The sequence below is a fragment of the Marinobacter sp. THAF197a genome (assembly GCF_009363275.1).
In the GTDB taxonomy this organism is placed as follows: Bacteria; Pseudomonadota; Gammaproteobacteria; order Pseudomonadales; family Oleiphilaceae; genus Marinobacter.
This window is the reverse complement of the sequence record NZ_CP045324.1, coordinates 1,013,137-1,028,549: the sequence shown is the minus strand read 5'-3', so window position 1 is coordinate 1,028,549 and position 15,413 is coordinate 1,013,137. Positions and strand designations below refer to the sequence as shown.

The following is a 15,413-nucleotide window of genomic DNA, read 5'->3' as shown; positions in this document are numbered from 1 at the left end:
ATCTCTCCTGTGATGTATTCAGGCGTTCGCCTTGCCACCCATCTTGCTCATCCAGCGCTTGGTTTCCTGGTGCATCAACCAGTCAAACGCCCAGGGCGCATGGCGCTTGAGCATCCACATACGGCGCTCTTTGGCGTGGGGCAGTACCCAGAAGTCTTTGTCTTTCACGCTGCGGAAGATATCTTCGGCCACGTTTTCGGCGGTAATGTTGGACCGCTTCATCAACTTGTTGACGTTCTGCTGGATGCCGGGAATATCCGAACGCATGGTGCTGGCCAGGTTGGTCTGGAAAAACGCCGGACACACACAGCTAACATGAATACCGGAATCCCGCAGCTCCTGGCTGAGGGTTTCGGACAGGGCAATCACCCCCGCCTTGGAAACATTGTAGCTGTCCATCAACGGCGCCAGCATGAGCCCGGCCATGGAAGCCACATTCACAAACGCTCCGGAGCCCTGTTCCTTGAACAGCGGCGTGAAGGCTTTGCAGCCACGCACCACACCCAGTACGTTGATATCAAGAATCCATTCCCAGTCGCCAATGGTGGTGTCTTCAATGGAGCCTGCGGAGGCAACGCCGGCGTTGTTGACCACAACGTCCACACCGCCCCACTTCTCTACCAGGTCATCACGAACTTTTTCAAAGTCGCTCAGGCGGCGGACGTCACATTCAACGAAATAGCCCTCGCCCCCTGCGTTGTTCAGTTCCGCCTCAACGGCCACGCCCTGCTCCGGGTTAATGTCCCCAATGCAGACTTTCGCGCCCTCTTTGGCATACCGCAATGCAATCGCCCGGCCCAAGCCACTGGCCCCGCCGGTTATAAATACTCGCTGTGTCATCGGTGTTTCTCTCCGTTATGTTTATGTTCTGGAGTTCGTGTTCTTTGTTTTGGAGTTCGTGTTCTTTGTTTTGGAGTAGGAGCTGCTACCGGGTAGGCCTTTCCAAAACACGCTGTGAATACGTCCGTGTACGCTCTGCTCCGCCATCCATGGCTCCGCAAGGTTTTGGAAAGGCCTACCCGGCATCAGCTCCCAAGCGCCTCAGTGGGCTGTTCCGAACAAAAATGAGTCTTATGCCCTGACCACCTCATACTTTCAACGCAACGAGGTTGCCCTAAGTCTTTACCCGCAATCCCTCACCAAAGTTGGAAAAGGGGCCGGCGGGGTGGGGCTTCTGAAACCCTGCGGAGCCATGGATGGCGGAGCGGAGCTTACACGGACGTATTCACAGCGTGTTTCAGAAGCCCCACCCCGACGGCACCCCACGCCCAATCAAGAGGCCAGGCGAACCAAAGCACCCAATCCAAAAATCAGGACTTATACTTCCGAAGCTCCAGGCGAGCCACCATGGCCCGATGCACTTCGTCGGGACCGTCGGCCAACCGCAGAACCCGAGCGTAACCGAACAATGCCGTCAGCGGGAAATCATCGTCGCTAACCCCGGCACCACCGTGAATCTGAATCGCATCATCCACAATCTGCTGCAACATCGCCGGCACCACCGCCTTGATCATGGAGACCTCCTGTAACGCCCCCATAATGCCCTTGGTATCCAACGCCCAGGCACACTTCAACGTCAACAGTCGAGCCTGCTCAATGTTCATGCGGGCATTGGCGATGACATCCGGGTTGCCACCCAACTTGGCGATGGGCCGGCCGAAGGCTTCGCGGGTCATGGCGCGCTTGATCATTAACTCAAGAGTGCGCTCAGCGGCACCGATGGCACGCATGCAGTGGTGCACGCGGCCCGGCCCCAAACGGCCCTGGGCGATTTCGAAGCCACGGCCAGGGCCGGCGATGATGGCGCTCTTGGGCAGGCGTACGTTGTCGAACAGTACCTGGCCATGGCCATATGGCTCATCGTAGGCGCCGAAGACTGGCAGCATGCGCTCGATGGTGATGCCAGGGGTGTCCAGCGGCACCAACACCATGGAGTGCCTGCGGTGTTTCTGTGCGTCCGGGTCGGTCACGCCCATGAAAATGCCGACTTTACAGTCCGGGTGGCCAATGCCGGTGCTCCACCATTTACGGCCATTGAGCACCACTTCGTCACCTTCAACCATCGCGGTAGCTTCCATGTTAGTGGCGTCGGAGGAGGCAACCGCCGGTTCGGTCATGCAGAAGGCGGAGCGGATTTCGCCGCTCATCAATTTTGGCAGCCACTCGGCTTTCTGCTCTTCCGAGCCGTAGTGGATCAGCACTTCCATGTTGCCGGTGTCTGGCGCATTGCAGTTAAAGATTTCCGGGGCAATGAAGCTGCGACCGGTTTCTTCGGCAATCAGGGCATAGTCGGAGTTCAGCAGGCCACAGCCGTATTTGTCGTCCGGGAAAAACATGTTCCACAGGCCCTGGGCCTTGGCTTTTTCTTTCAGTTCTTTGATGATCGGCAACACCACCCAGCGGTTTTCCAGGGAGGCAAGCTCCTTGTGGTACTGCTCTTCAATGGGAAAGATCTCGTCACGCATGAACTGTTTCACGCGTTTGAGGTAATCCTGGCCTTTCTCGGAAATATTGAAATCCATGGTGCAGCTCCTCGCGCTTACCTGCCCCAACCGGGGCGCACTTTTGTTCAGATGGAAAACAGTCTAGGAGCCAACGCGCTATTACGCGACTGAATTGTTCTTATCGTTTATCATTACCCTTACTTATTCCGGAACCGGACGCGTCTCATGGCCCTGAATCGACTGGACCTCAACCTGCTGCATGTTTTCGATACCATTTATCGGGAGGGCAGCCTGACCCGCGCCGCCAGGGCGCTGCACCTGACACAGCCAGCGGTGAGCCATTCCCTGGCGCGGCTGCGGGATCACTTTGATGACCCATTGTTTACCCGCCAGGGCAACCAGATGGTGCCCACTCCGTTAGCACGCAGGTTTCTGGAGTCCATGCGGCCGGGACTGAATCAGGTGCAGAGCGCGGTAAACCAGTTCCATGCCTTTGACCCGGCCAGTCAGCGCAAGACTTACACCCTGGGGTTGCGGGATGTGCTGGAATCAACCTTTCTGCCGCAGTTGATGGGCAAGCTGGCACCCTACCCGGACATGGAGATTGTCTCCCAGCGGATACCAAGGCGGGATATGGAAACCCAGTTAGCCGCCGGCAAACTGGATTTCGCCATTGATGTATTGCTGCCGGTCAGTAACCAGACCAGCCACGAACTGCTTCGGCAGGACCGCCTGGTGGTGTTGGCGCGCAAGGGGCACCCAGCCATTAAAGACGGGCTGGATATGCCGGCGTACCTGAAGGCAAAACATGTACTGGTTTCGTCCCGTACCGAGGGTCCGGGCATCGAGGACTTTGAGCTGTCCCGGCACGGCGTACAGCGCAGCATAAGGCTACGCTGCCAGCACTACTATGCTGCCTGCCGGGTGGTGGAGAATTCCGACCTGTTGTTGACTATGCCGGAAACCTACGCCCGGATTATTGCCGAACGCAGTGAAATAGAAGTGATGAGCCCGCCCGCACAGATGCCCTCCATCGATGTGCACCTATACTGGCACAGGGCGTATGAGCGGGAGCCTGCGCTGGTGTGGTTTCGGGACCTGCTACGCAGCCTGCCACAACATCAGTAGGCGCCTACCAGGGCAAGGAAGCCAAAGAAACCGGCAGCGGTAATGCCCAGGGAAAGCACTACAATTCCAAAACCCCACCAGATTGCGGCGGCGTCTGACACTGGCACGTCGTGGCCCCTCAAGGTTCGATAGAAAGCCCAGGGGCCGAGCACAAACGAGCCCACGACAGCAAACACCAGGCCAACTGCGATGCCGGCAAAGGTCCAGGTAGCCAGCACCATGGCCCGATCCGAACTCTGCTCTTTGACACCATGGTGCTCCAGAAACTTCTTACAGAAGAACCACAGCAGGGCAAACAGGGCAACCACAAAGACCAGGCCGCCAACAAGCGTAATAATCCGGTACAGCACTGAGTTATCCTTTACGTTTAGGTGGTCAGTCCGGGAACACGGGCTCTGGCAGGCACTCAAACCCCGGTTTGGCGAACAGGTAGCCCTGATAGAGCGCAATTCCCTGGGAGCGCAGCCAGAAGTATTCCTCTTTGGTTTCTACGCCTTCCGCGATAATCCGACCACCAAGATGGCGCATCATGGTGATGATTCCAAGCACAACCGCCTGTTTATTGGAATCGTCATGAATATTCCGCACCAGCGCCATATCCAGTTTCAGGAGATCCGGCGGGCTCAGCATCATGATGTTGTAGCGGGAGTAACCGGCCCCGAAATCGTCAATTGCAGTGCTGAACCCCATCGATTGGTACGCCTCGATGATGGAGGACAGATGCTCTACGGAACTGAGATCCTCGTTTTCAATCATCTCGAAGATGATTTTCCGGGTATCAAAGTTGTAGGTTTCCGCCGCCGCCAGAGTGGTCCGTATGCAATATTCAGCCTTGTACACCGCGTTCGGCATGAAGTTGATGCTGAGTAGCGGTTGCATGTCGAGCCGGGCTGCCAGCTTGACCGCTTTGACCCGGCAAATCTGGTCAAACGCATATCGGTTGTTTTCATTGACCCTGGACAGCACCGACATGGCGCCCTCTCCTTCGGGGCCGCGCACCAGCGCCTCATAGGCAAACACTGTTTTGTTGTCCGCATCCACAATGGGCTGGAAGGCAAAACTGAACGCAAAATCCAGACCGCTCCCACAGGCACACTGCTCACAATGTGACTCATCAAATAGCACTTCGGGTTTATTCACACGGGCTCCGGAACAAAAACAGATACATGTCGCTGGAAGCTTAAAAGAATCAATCAGTTTCCACTATAGCTATCAACCGACAGGTCGTAAAACTTCGTCAATTAATTAAAGCCACCACCACTGGCATCTGCCAGCCCGAGGACTACACTGGGGTTGTTGTTCAGAACCCGCAAACACCGCACGTTAGGAGGCTCGGGAATGGCCCAGACCACTCGCATCGCAGTTACCCCCGGAGACGGCATCGGTCCGGAAGTTGTCGCCGAAGCTGTCCGCTGTCTGGAGACCCTGCGCGCGAAGCACAAGCTGGCACTGGAATGGACCCGGTTCCCCTGGCCATCACATGCCTGGCACGAAGAATACGGCGAATCCTGGCCGGCAGACGCGCTTGCCCAGCTAAAGGCCTATGACGCCATCCTGCTGGGCGCCCTGGGCGATCCCGGCCCTATGGACGACACCAACCGGTACCTCCTGCCAGACAGCATTTCACTGGCTCCCCTGCTGGACATGCGTAAAGGTTTCGACCAGTGGGTGTGTGAACGCCCCGCGCGCCTGTTGCCGGGTGCAAGGCAGTACCTGAAAGATGATCGCGCCAAGGACATCGATATGCTGGTGATCCGCGAGAACAGTGAAGGCGAGTACGTCAGTCAGGGCGGGCGACTGCGCCCGGGCAAGCCAGATGAAGTGGCCACCCAGATGGAGGTTTTTACCCGCCGGGCCACCGAACGAATCATCCGTTACGGCTTTGAGCAGGCCCGCAAGCGTGCCGGTGAGCGGGTGCAGGAAGGCCGTACCCGCGCCTTCCGCACACTGGATGGCCGAAGCTGTGAAAGCCAGGTTTGCCTGGTGACCAAGCGCAATGCCTTGCGTTACTGGGGTGACATGTACACCGAAGTCTTTGAGGAAGTCAGCCACGACTTTCCCGACGTGGCCACCCACCACGAACTCGTAGATGCCGCCTGCATGAAGTTTGTTCAGTGCCCCTGGGCCTTTGATGTGGTGGTGGCCAGCAACCTGCAGGGCGATATCCTGACCGACCTGGCAGCCGTCCTGTCTGGCGGCATGGGCGTTGCTCCCTCCTGCAACCTCAACCCGACCGACCCGAATATGCCGTCCATGTTCGAGCCCACCCATGGCAGTGCACCGGATATTGCCGGCCAGGGTATTGCAGACCCCACCGCCATGCTGTTTACCACGGCGCGTATGCTCGATTGGCTTGGCCGCAAAGACCCCAAACTGGCACAGGCCGGGAAGGAGCTGTTCGACGCAGTAGCCGCTGACCTTGCCGAACAGGGTAACCAGCAACGGGCGACCAGCCAGATTGGCGATGCCATTTGTAAACGCCTGCAGGCCTGACTAGTCTGCTAAAGAGGTATTTCATTCACTTCGGGAGGTGCCCATGACCGACCATAAAGGCAAACTGTCTCCCCTGCTCAAGCAGGCTACCGGCATTACTGCCGCCAAAGGCGAAGGCGCCTATATTATTGACCCCGAGGGCCGTCGGTATCTGGATTTCACCTCCGGCATCGGTGTCACCAGCACCGGCCACTGCCACCCGAAAGTGGTGGCCGCAGCCCAAAAACAGGTGGCTACCATGATTCACGCCCAGGCCACCACGGTAATGAACCCCAGGCTGCCGGAACTGGCGGAAAAACTCGGAGAGCTGACACCAGACCCTCTGAATGCCTTTTTCTTCTCCAACTCCGGCACCGAGGTGGCCGAGGGCGCGGTTCGCCTGGTTCGCCAGGCCACCGGACGCCCCAACGTGATTGTATTCCATGGCGGCTTCCACGGCCGCACCATGGGGTCATTGTCCATGACCACCTCCAGCGTTGCCCTGCGGGCCGGTGTCAGCCCGATGATGGGTGGCGTTGTGGTTGCCCCCTTTCCACACGCTTTTCACTATGGCTGGAGCCTGGACGAAGCCACCGACTTCTGCCTGCGGGAGCTGGACAGAATCTTCGTAACTTATTCGGCCCCCAAGGAAACCGCCGCCATGCTGATTGAGCCGGTTCAGGGTGAAGGCGGCTACGTACCCGCCAACGCCCGCTTCCTGAAGGGCCTTCGGGAACGCTGCGACAAACACGGCATCATGCTGGTGTTCGATGAAGTGCAGGCCGGCTTCGGCCGCAGCGGGAAGTTCTGGGCCCATGAACACTTTGGCGTAACCCCGGATGCCATCATGATCGCCAAAGGCCTGGCCAGCGGCTTCCCGATCTCTGCCCTGGCGGCTTCCGAGGAAACCATGTCCAAAGGCTGGCCCGGTTCACAGGGTGGCACCTACGGAGGCAACGCCGTGGCTGCGGCGGCAGCTATTGCTACCATCGACGTCATTCGCGAAGAGGGCCTCGTGGAAAACGCAGACCGCATGGGTAAACGCCTGTGGGACAATTTGCATGCCCTGAAAAAGGATTATCCGGAGATGGCCGATGTCCGGGGCAAAGGCCTGATGGTCGGAGTTGAAATGCGCCGGGGCGACTGCCCCGATGGCGAACGGGCCGGCAAGATCCTCAAGGAATGCGAAAACCGGGGATTACTGATGCTTCGCTGCGGGCCTTACCAGGAAATCGTCCGATGGCTGCCGCCACTGATCGTCACCCAGAACCAGATTGATGAAGCGACCGGCATCTTCGAGGAGGCCCTGAAAGCCACCGCCTGAGCCCCATTTCATGAAACGAAAAAGGCCGGATGATATCCATCATCCGGCCTTTCTCACAGAGCCTATCCTGGAACCACGGCGGTATTATCTGTCGGCGGTGACAAACTCCAGGCGCCCGGGGGCAACACGGATATCCACGGGCACAATGCCCAGCATCCGCTGGGCAAAGTCTTCCTCATTGAGGCGATACACCGGCATGGTTTCCAGCATCTGGGCCACCACCCGCATCACGTTGTCCGTGACCGGCGCCAGGTCGCCCTTGAAAAAGGGTGAATCAATGGAGCTCTCCAGAAGCTGGAGCCGGCGGATGTACACCGCTTTTTCCTGACTGTCGTACACTGGTGCACCTTCAACCTTGAGCGCCAGGTCCACCGGCAGCTTGGCCATCAGTGCGTTCAAAGCCACCTGCCCCCGAAGATCAATCACCGCGACATCGCGACCATCCGGCCCCAGGGTAATATCTGCATCACTAAGACTCAGGCTGAGCGGCGATCCACTCTGCAAATGCTGCCGATCATAGTCGGCCACGGCCCGCTTGAGATGCCGCTCAATCTCGCCCTCGGAGATGGCATAAGGTGAAATGCTCGCACAACCACTGGCCAGTACTGCCAGCACCAGAACCGGGAACCAGACCCGAACCTGCATGAATGTTTTCATTTTTCTTCCTCTGAAACCGAGCCCCCTATCCTGCGGCAGGCATGCCTTCCACGCAAGCCGTGTTGATTAACGATTGGTGAGGGAGTCAGTCGTTCTCAGCACGGGCCTGCACGGTTGGAGTCAGCCGTTCATCAAACGTTACGGTCAGCACGATGGGCTGACAGCACACCTGGCAATCCTCGACATACTCCTGTTCAGCCACCGAGGGGTCGACGCTGATTTCCAGCGTCTCCCAGCAGTAAGGGCATTGAACGAGCACTGAATCAAGCGCAGACATGCGAACTCAGAACTGCTGCTTGGCCATCCAGGGGATGATCCGGTCGAACGCTTCTTCCATCCGCTCACAGGTCGTCGAGAAACTGAAGCGCAGGGCATTGGTGCAGTGCTCACCGAAGGCGTCACCCGGCACCACACATACCCCAGTTTCCTTCAGCATCCGGAGCGCCAGATCAGAACCATCCACATGGGGCGGTAAATCCGGAAAAGCAAAGAACGCGCCGCCGGGCTTGTAGCCGGTCAGATAGGGAGTCTGGTCAATCAGCTCCACAATCTTGTCCCGACGCTCGCGATAAATATCAACCATGTCGCGGACGCACTGCTGGTCTGCCGTCAGGGCAGCCACGCCAGCAAACTGCGACGGTGTATTGGCCACCGAGGTGGTAAACATATGGTAGCGCCGTAGCGACTTGATTGCCGCCTGGCTGGAGATGACCCAACCAACCCGCAAACCCGCCATGCTGTAGGTCTTGGAGAAGCTGCTGATGCACATGATGTTGTCCAGGTCCATAGAACAGTTCAGGACGCTGGCAAAGTCATCATCATCAAAGATCAGGTGGTCATAGACCTCATCTGCGTATACCTGAATCCCGCGATAGGCGCACTCCTCGAGAATCGTCTCGACGGTACTGCGGGGATACACCGCTCCGGTCGGATTGTTGGGGTTATTCAGGATAAGAGCGAATGTTCGTGCCCCCATGGCCCGGATCACATCATCCGGGTCCAGCTGGTGGTTGTTCTCAGCACGGGTGGGCACAAACTTCACCTCGCCGCCGGTCATCCGGATAAGGGGTGCGTAGAGCAGGAACGACGGGTCCGTCACGATAAACTGACGACCGGGCGCCGAGGTCGCCGAAATGGCCAGGTACATGGCCTCGGTGGCACCGCTTGTTACCAGAATATTGTCGCGGGTGAGCTTGCGGTTGTAGCGCTTGCCATAGTAATCCCGCAGCGCCACCAGCAGTTCCGGCAGGCCGGCATCCATGGTATAGCCGGTTTGGCCGGCGTTCAGCGCGTCAATATAGGCATCAATAATATGCTTTGGTGTTGGCAGGTCTGGCTGCCCTATCGACAGGTGAATCACATCCTTCATGGTGGATGCCATATTCACCAGCCGGCGAATCCCCGAAACAGGAATGGCCTGCATGGCCGGGTTCCAGCTGGCCTTGGTCTTGCGGTACTTCACTTTCCGCGGCTTGGTCTCGCCGGTATCCTTGTTCGCGGATTCCGCCATACGCACCTCCCGATAACAGGGTAAATAAAGACCTACCCCTGCAGGTTAGTCAGTAAAAATCAGCGGTACAAGGCCAGTGGGACTAAAGACTGAACAAACCCGCCGAGGCAATGGATCCGTCAAGCCAGGTTGACCCACACCCACTCGCCTACCAGACTACAACGATGGACTAAAACCAATCGTTGCGATTCCTGCGGAGGTGAAATGACAGCGTCCAACAAACCGGTTGTCACTGTTCTGACAGCGCCTGGCGAGGCACCGCCTCCCGGCATAGAAGCCGTTCAGGCCAGGGCGGAAGTTCGCTTCGCCTGCGATGAACAGACACTCCGGGACACCCTGCCCGGCACCGATGTCATGATGGTGACCGATTTCCGGACTGAAGCTCTGGAAGCCGCCTGGCCAACCGCAGACCGGTTGAAATGGATTCACGCCACCAGCGCCGGTGTCGATGCACTCATGTTCCCGGCACTGATCAAGGGCGACGTTACCGTGACCAATGCCCGGGGCATCTTCGACCGGACCATTGCGGAATATGTGCTGTGCAGCATTCTGATGTTCGCCAAGGATTTCCCGCGGTCCATCCGTTTACAACTGAAGCACGAGTGGAAGCATCGGGACACAGAGCGGGCCGAAGGCAAGCAGGTGCTGGTAGTGGGCGCCGGCTCCATCGGCCGTCAGATCGGCCGACTGGTTAACGCCGCAGGCATGCATGCCCATGGCATTGCCCGCACGCCCCGGCAGAAAGACCCGGACTTTGTAGCGGTGCACGGCAACGATGAATTGTATGACCAGTTGAGCCATGCGGACTTTGTGGTGATTGCCGCACCACTGACACCGCAAACCGAAGGGCTGTTCGACAGCAAGGCGTTTGCGGCGATGAAAAAGTCAGCCAGGCTGATCAATATCGGCCGCGGGCCGATTGTGAAGACGGATGATCTTATCAAAGCTCTGGACGATGGTGAGATTGCCGGAGCGGCTCTCGATGTGTTCGAGGAGGAGCCGTTACCGGAAGATCATCCGCTCTGGGAGCGGGATAATGTGATCATGACGGCGCACATGGCGGGCGATTTCATCGGCTGGAAGCGGTCGCTGACGGACCAGTTCCTGGAGAACTTTGACCGCTGGCACAAGGGTGGCGAGCTGTTCAACCTTGTCAACAAGGAACTTGGGTACGCCGGTTAGCCTTTGTGATTGCCGCTCGGGTTCTTTGCCGTTTGGGTCAGAGTCCGGAGCGGCTAACGGGGAGCCCTCTCACAAACACGCTGTGAATACTTCCCTGTACGCTCTGCTCCGCCATCCCTGGCTCCGCAAGGTTTGTGAGAGGGCTCCCCGTCATCCGCTCCTCCGAGTAAGCCGGCCTGACGCCGCTCCTGACTCACTGAAACCAACTCCCGGGTTGGACTGAGCGGGTCGGAGGGTGCCTTCCGAAACCCTGCGGAGCCAGGGATGGCGGAGCGGAGCTTACATGGACGTATTTACTGCGTGTTTCGGAAGGCACCCTCCGACCCGCTCACATCCCCAAGTTATCGGTTGGCCGCCGAAAACTCCCGCTGCAACGGCAACAAGTCGAAAACACGAGTCTCGTCGTTGGGGTCCACAAGCTCCGTGGCGGACTTGTAAACCCGAGGCGTGGTGTAGAGCATTTTCAGAGCCTTGCCATGAGGCATCGCCATGTAACGCTCAGGCTCATTCTCCTCCAACCACTTCCGAACCCGCGGCGCCATGTTGTGGGCCATCTTCGGAAAGAAATGGTGTTCGATGTGATGACTGAACCGGAAATGCAATCGATCAAGAACCGGATTGCTGCGCAAGCTCATGGAGTTATCCAGCGGATTGTTCGTGGGCGTTTGCGGCCGCAGGAAGTGATTGGTCAGGATATAGCCCTGCCCCAAGGCGTTGGCCGTCATGAACGGAATCAGCACGGTAAACACCGCCAGCGGGCCTGAGACAACCGCCAGGGCAGCCCACAACGCCACGCACAGGAACACCTGAGCAATGGCCAGATTGCGGTTAAAGCCCTTGAACTGCTTTCGATGTTTCGCCTGAATCCACAGCACCAGCTGGGCGTGAAACGTGAACGAATAGGTCAGGAACAGATAGCTGTACCAGGTACCTGAACCCGGCGCCAGCTTGTGAAACTTCTTCTGCCCGGGATTGGTTTTATAACGGCGCAGTGTGCCGAAGCTATCCGGGTCTGTGTCGCCGGTGTTGGTGTTACCGTGGTGAACCACATTGTGCCACTTACGCCAAAACTCCGGCGGCACCATCAACGGACCAAACCCCAGCCAGCCAAAAAAATTCTGCCAACGCCGGCTCATGCCCAAGGCGCCGTGCAACACCTCATGAGCCAACAAAGCCTGGCAACCAATGGTATGCCCCACCAGCAACGCCAGGCCAAGATTGGCATACCAGGGCAACCCCGCCATCAGAATCACCGCCAGCCCACCCCAGATAATCGCCTGCAGGGGCAAGAACCAGATCACTCGCCAGGTCTGAGCCTTGAACGTATCAGCGGGAAGCTCCTTCTTCATCCGGTCCCGAAGCTCCCGCTCGTCCGGCTTACCATAAACCACGGCCCCCGCCGCTCCCGGTTTCACTGCTGCGTTCATTTTTCACCTTTGCTTAGTTGAATTTCGACAATAACAAATTTACAGCGTACATGTGTGCGCCGAATTTATACCAATAAAGACAACTAAACAATGGCTGGAAAATAGAAAAATCAAAGAACCCATGAAAAATAAAAACAAGCGTTCGCTGAAAACCACTCGGAGTACGGGGCGGTAGTCGGGATGGGCTTCTGAAACCCTGCGGAGCCAGGGATGGCGGAGCGGAGCGTACAGGGAAGTATTCACAGCGTGTTTCAGAAGCCCATCCCGACTACCGCCTAACTCCAAAAAAAAACGGGCGCCCGAAGGCGCCCGTTCTCAATGCATCAACTAAAAGCCAAATCTCAGCCCCCCGAAAGCGACTGCTCCGAAGGATCAAGCTCCATCTGCTGAATGGCAATCACCGCCTGAGTCCGGTTACGAACACCAAGCTTCCGGAACACCGCCGTGATATGGGCCTTGATGGTGGCTTCTGACACATCCAGATCATAGGCAATCTGCTTGTTCAAAAGCCCCTCAGCCAGCATCCCCAACACCCGGAACTGCTGCGGCGTCAAAGACGCCAGGCGCTCCGAGAAATCGGTGGATTCAGACTGCATCCGCTCAATCTTGTCGGCTATGCCCTCAGGCAGCCAGACATCGCCCTCCAGCACCGCCTGAATGGCCAAAGTAATGGTAGGCAGCGGTGCACTCTTGGGAATAAACCCCGAGGCACCGTAGTCAATCGAGCGACGCATGGCCTGCAAGTCTTCGGAACCCGACACAACCACCACCGGCAGCCCCGGGTACTGGCCTCGCATGAACACCAGCCCGGAGAAACCATGGGCACCCGGCATGTTCAGATCCAGCAGGATCAGGTCTGCATCCGGGTGCGACTCTACCGCCGCCTGCAGTGACTTGATGCTGTCGACCTCCACAGTCTCGACATCCGGCACCGCCTGATTGACCGCTTGTTTCAATGCAGCCCGAAACAACGGGTGATCATCAGCGACGATAATTGTTTGTGTCATTCAACAGATTCCTCACAGGTTAGGGCTGTCAGCCGCCGGCGTTACTGAAACGCCCGGCTGCTGATCAGGTCATCCACTACGCCCGGATCAGCCAGGGTCGAAGTATCTCCAAGCTGATCGTGCTCGTTCGCAGCAATCTTACGCAAAATCCTGCGCATAATCTTGCCAGAACGCGTCTTGGGCAGTCCAGGCGCCCATTGAATCACATCCGGAGACGCAATCGGGCCAATTTCTTTACGAACCCACTGAACCAGCTCCTTCTTCAGCTCGTCCGATGGCTCCTCACCCTGCACCAGGGTCACGTACACGTAGATGCCCTGCCCCTTGATTTCATGGGGGTAGCCAACCACCGCAGCCTCGGCCACCTTGTCATGAGCCACCAGGGCACTCTCAACCTCGGCAGTACCCAGGCGGTGGCCAGACACGTTCAAAACGTCATCCACACGGCCGGTGATCCAGTAGTAGCCGTCTTCATCACGGCGGGCACCGTCACCGGTAAAGTACATGCCCTTGTAGGTGCTGAAGTAGGTCTGGATAAACCGCTCGTGATCACCGTAAATGGTGCGCATCTGACCCGGCCAGCTATCCAGGATGACCAGGTTACCCTCGGTCTTGCCGTCCAGGATGTTGCCTTCGTTATCCACCAGTGCCGGCTGAACGCCGAAGAACGGCTTGGTGGCGGAACCCGGCTTCAGGTCTACCGCGCCAGGCAGCGGGGAAATCAGGATGCCGCCGGTCTCGGTCTGCCACCAGGTGTCCACAATCGGGCACTTGCTGTTACCAATGACCCGGTGGTACCACTCCCACGCCTCCGGGTTGATCGGCTCACCCACCGAACCCAAGAGTTTGAGGCTTTCGCGGGAAGTGCCGTTCATGCAGGACTCACCCTGAGCCATCAGCGCACGGATGGCGGTGGGCGCGGTGTACAGGATGTTGACCTTGTGCTTGTCGACAACCTGGCCCATGCGGGAGCTGTCCGGGTAGTTGGGCACACCTTCAAACAACAGGGTGATGGCGCCATTGGCCAGCGGGCCATACAGAATGTAGCTGTGACCGGTTACCCAACCGAAGTCGGCGGTACACCAGTAAACGTCACCGTCGTGGTAGTCGAACACATACTCGTGGGTCATGGAGGCATAGACCATGTAACCGCCAGTAGTGTGCAGAACGCCCTTCGGCGCACCGGTGGAACCGGAGGTGTAGAGCATGAACAGCGGGTCTTCCGCGTTCATCGGCTCCGGCTTACACTCGGCCGGTGCATCTTTGATCAGGTCTTCGTAACGAACGTCACGGCCTTCGGTCCAGGGGACCTCTTTGTTGCCAGTGTGGGTAACCACGATCACCTTATCGACCTTGGCGTCTTCCTCGTGCTTGAGCGCGTGGTCAACATTCTTCTTCAGCGGGATGGCACGGCCACCGCGCAAACCTTCATCAGCGGTAATCACGAAACGGGATTTGCCGTTCACAACCCGGGCAGCGAGCGCTTCCGGGGAGAAGCCACCGAACACCACCGAGTGAATCGCACCGATCCGGGCACAGGCCAGCATGGCGACCGCGGTCTGCACAATCATCGGCATATAGATGGTGACCACATCACCTTTCTTTACGCCCTGGGCTTTGAGCGCATTGGCAAACTTGCAGGTCTCTTCGTACAGCTCCCGGTAGGTAACGTTGCGGGATACCGAAGGGTCGTCGCCTTCAAAGATGATGGCCGTCTGATCGCCGCGTTTCTCCAGGTGGCGGTCCAGACAGTTGGCGGAGGCGTTCAGTACACCGTCTTCAAACCATTTGATGGACAGGTTGTTGTAATCGTAGGTGCTGTTCTTGACCTTGCTGTAGGGCTTGATCCAGTCAAGGCGCTTGCCGTGCTCACCCCAGAACGTATCCGGGTCTTCTACGGACTGGCGATACATTTGTTCATATTGCTCTTTGCTGACCAGTGCACGCTCGGCAACTTCCGGACTCACCGGATATACCTGTTTATCAGTCATTGTGCTCCCCCTTAATCAGAGTCTGTTGTCATTGTCGGTTTTTTAAAATTCAGGGTGGTCGGGCGATTTTTGCCCTTAAGACAGATGCATGTAGTTCAACATGTGTGCCACCGCACAATGAATTAGACTAACGTCCTAACCTACCGCCATTTTCGGGCTAACCTGTTCAGCAATGCGTCGATCAAGGCAGGGTTTAGCAGCTTTAACAGCGGCTTTATCAAGAATAGTTGCAGATCGGGGAATGGCAAAACATGACGTGGGGAAAGCAGGC

The 15,413-nt window shown here is 57.6% G+C and carries 14 protein-coding genes; 4 read left to right on the top strand and 10 right to left on the bottom strand.

The features are described 5' to 3' along the window. Window positions 1-18: 18 nt before the first annotated feature. Entirely contained in the window at window positions 19-840 is an 822-nt protein-coding gene (locus tag FIV08_RS04750; protein ID WP_152437504.1) for an SDR family oxidoreductase, read from the bottom strand. A 470-nt stretch (window positions 841-1,310) separates the two neighbouring features. Beyond that, complete coding sequence (locus FIV08_RS04745) at window positions 1,311-2,522, bottom strand: acyl-CoA dehydrogenase family protein (protein WP_152437503.1); 1,212 nt, start codon at window positions 2,520-2,522, stop codon at window positions 1,311-1,313. Window positions 2,523-2,669: 147 nt separating this feature from the next. On the opposite strand from FIV08_RS04745, the gene FIV08_RS04740 reads away from it, so the two are divergent. Further along, window positions 2,670-3,572 carry a LysR family transcriptional regulator gene (locus FIV08_RS04740; RefSeq protein WP_152437502.1) on the top strand — a complete coding sequence of 301 codons (903 nt, stop codon included), beginning with the start codon at window positions 2,670-2,672 and terminating at the stop codon, window positions 3,570-3,572. Here FIV08_RS04740 and FIV08_RS04735 read toward each other — a convergent pair. After that, window positions 3,566-3,922, bottom strand: coding sequence for a hypothetical protein (locus FIV08_RS04735; RefSeq protein WP_072677863.1), 357 nt, complete (start codon window positions 3,920-3,922; stop codon window positions 3,566-3,568). The genes FIV08_RS04740 and FIV08_RS04735 overlap by 7 nt on opposite strands. Window positions 3,923-3,947: 25 nt before the next feature. After that, complete coding sequence (locus tag FIV08_RS04730; RefSeq protein ID WP_172972247.1) at window positions 3,948-4,712, bottom strand: EAL domain-containing protein; 765 nt, start codon at window positions 4,710-4,712, stop codon at window positions 3,948-3,950. A 198-nt stretch (window positions 4,713-4,910) separates the two neighbouring features. Between FIV08_RS04730 and FIV08_RS04725 the strand changes: the two genes are divergently transcribed. Both FIV08_RS04725 and FIV08_RS04720 read left to right on the top strand, forming a co-directional pair. Next, window positions 4,911-6,065, top strand: coding sequence for an isocitrate/isopropylmalate dehydrogenase family protein (locus FIV08_RS04725; RefSeq protein WP_152437501.1), 1,155 nt, complete (start codon window positions 4,911-4,913; stop codon window positions 6,063-6,065). 43 nt (window positions 6,066-6,108) lie between these two features. Then, window positions 6,109-7,368 (top strand): aspartate aminotransferase family protein, encoded by a 1,260-nt coding sequence (locus FIV08_RS04720; protein ID WP_058090647.1) that lies wholly within the window; start codon window positions 6,109-6,111, stop codon window positions 7,366-7,368. 84 nt (window positions 7,369-7,452) lie between these two features. On the opposite strand, the gene FIV08_RS04715 is transcribed toward FIV08_RS04720, so the two are convergent. The 3 genes from FIV08_RS04715 to FIV08_RS04705 form a co-directional block, all read right to left on the bottom strand. Then, a complete protein-coding gene (locus FIV08_RS04715; protein ID WP_228715493.1) occupies window positions 7,453-8,025 on the bottom strand; it encodes a DUF1439 domain-containing protein in 573 nt (190 codons plus the stop codon). A gap of 85 nt (window positions 8,026-8,110) precedes the next feature. Further along, window positions 8,111-8,302 (bottom strand): CPXCG motif-containing cysteine-rich protein, encoded by a 192-nt coding sequence (locus FIV08_RS04710; protein WP_058090649.1) that lies wholly within the window; start codon window positions 8,300-8,302, stop codon window positions 8,111-8,113. Window positions 8,303-8,308: 6 nt separating this feature from the next. Then, entirely contained in the window at window positions 8,309-9,535 is a 1,227-nt protein-coding gene (locus tag FIV08_RS04705; RefSeq protein WP_058090650.1) for a pyridoxal phosphate-dependent aminotransferase, read from the bottom strand. A 204-nt stretch (window positions 9,536-9,739) separates the two neighbouring features. On the opposite strand from FIV08_RS04705, the gene FIV08_RS04700 reads away from it, so the two are divergent. Further along, window positions 9,740-10,717: a D-2-hydroxyacid dehydrogenase gene (locus tag FIV08_RS04700; protein ID WP_152437500.1), complete on the top strand. Its 978-nt coding sequence runs from the start codon at window positions 9,740-9,742 to the stop codon at window positions 10,715-10,717. A 341-nt stretch (window positions 10,718-11,058) separates the two neighbouring features. Here the strand turns inward: FIV08_RS04700 and FIV08_RS04695 are convergent, their stop codons facing one another. The 3 genes from FIV08_RS04695 to acs form a co-directional block, all read right to left on the bottom strand. Beyond that, entirely contained in the window at window positions 11,059-12,144 is a 1,086-nt protein-coding gene (locus tag FIV08_RS04695; RefSeq protein WP_152437499.1) for a fatty acid desaturase family protein, read from the bottom strand. 341 nt (window positions 12,145-12,485) lie between these two features. Continuing rightward, a complete protein-coding gene (locus tag FIV08_RS04690) occupies window positions 12,486-13,151 on the bottom strand; it encodes a LuxR C-terminal-related transcriptional regulator (RefSeq protein WP_058090659.1) in 666 nt (221 codons plus the stop codon). Between the two features lie 41 nt (window positions 13,152-13,192). Beyond that, complete coding sequence (gene acs / locus FIV08_RS04685; protein WP_152437498.1) at window positions 13,193-15,142, bottom strand: acetate--CoA ligase; 1,950 nt, start codon at window positions 15,140-15,142, stop codon at window positions 13,193-13,195. Window positions 15,143-15,413 lie beyond the last annotated feature (271 nt).

What these genes read in the sequence shown, in the direction of transcription:
- FIV08_RS04705 (WP_058090650.1), bottom strand. Translation starts at nt 9,535, where the DNA reads ATGGCGGAATCCGCGAACAAGGATACCGGCGAGACCAAGCCGCGGAAA.
- acs (WP_152437498.1), bottom strand. Translation starts at nt 15,142, where the DNA reads ATGACTGATAAACAGGTATATCCGGTGAGTCCGGAAGTTGCCGAGCGT.
- FIV08_RS04720 (WP_058090647.1), top strand. Translation starts at nt 6,109, where the DNA reads ATGACCGACCATAAAGGCAAACTGTCTCCCCTGCTCAAGCAGGCTACC.
- FIV08_RS04745 (WP_152437503.1), bottom strand. Translation starts at nt 2,522, where the DNA reads ATGGATTTCAATATTTCCGAGAAAGGCCAGGATTACCTCAAACGCGTG.
- FIV08_RS04695 (WP_152437499.1), bottom strand. Translation starts at nt 12,144, where the DNA reads ATGAACGCAGCAGTGAAACCGGGAGCGGCGGGGGCCGTGGTTTATGGT.
- FIV08_RS04740 (WP_152437502.1), top strand. Translation starts at nt 2,670, where the DNA reads ATGGCCCTGAATCGACTGGACCTCAACCTGCTGCATGTTTTCGATACC.
- FIV08_RS04750 (WP_152437504.1), bottom strand. Translation starts at nt 840, where the DNA reads ATGACACAGCGAGTATTTATAACCGGCGGGGCCAGTGGCTTGGGCCGG.
- FIV08_RS04700 (WP_152437500.1), top strand. Translation starts at nt 9,740, where the DNA reads ATGACAGCGTCCAACAAACCGGTTGTCACTGTTCTGACAGCGCCTGGC.
- FIV08_RS04710 (WP_058090649.1), bottom strand. Translation starts at nt 8,302, where the DNA reads ATGTCTGCGCTTGATTCAGTGCTCGTTCAATGCCCTTACTGCTGGGAG.
- FIV08_RS04725 (WP_152437501.1), top strand. Translation starts at nt 4,911, where the DNA reads ATGGCCCAGACCACTCGCATCGCAGTTACCCCCGGAGACGGCATCGGT.
- FIV08_RS04715 (WP_228715493.1), bottom strand. Translation starts at nt 8,025, where the DNA reads ATGAAAACATTCATGCAGGTTCGGGTCTGGTTCCCGGTTCTGGTGCTG.
- FIV08_RS04690 (WP_058090659.1), bottom strand. Translation starts at nt 13,151, where the DNA reads ATGACACAAACAATTATCGTCGCTGATGATCACCCGTTGTTTCGGGCT.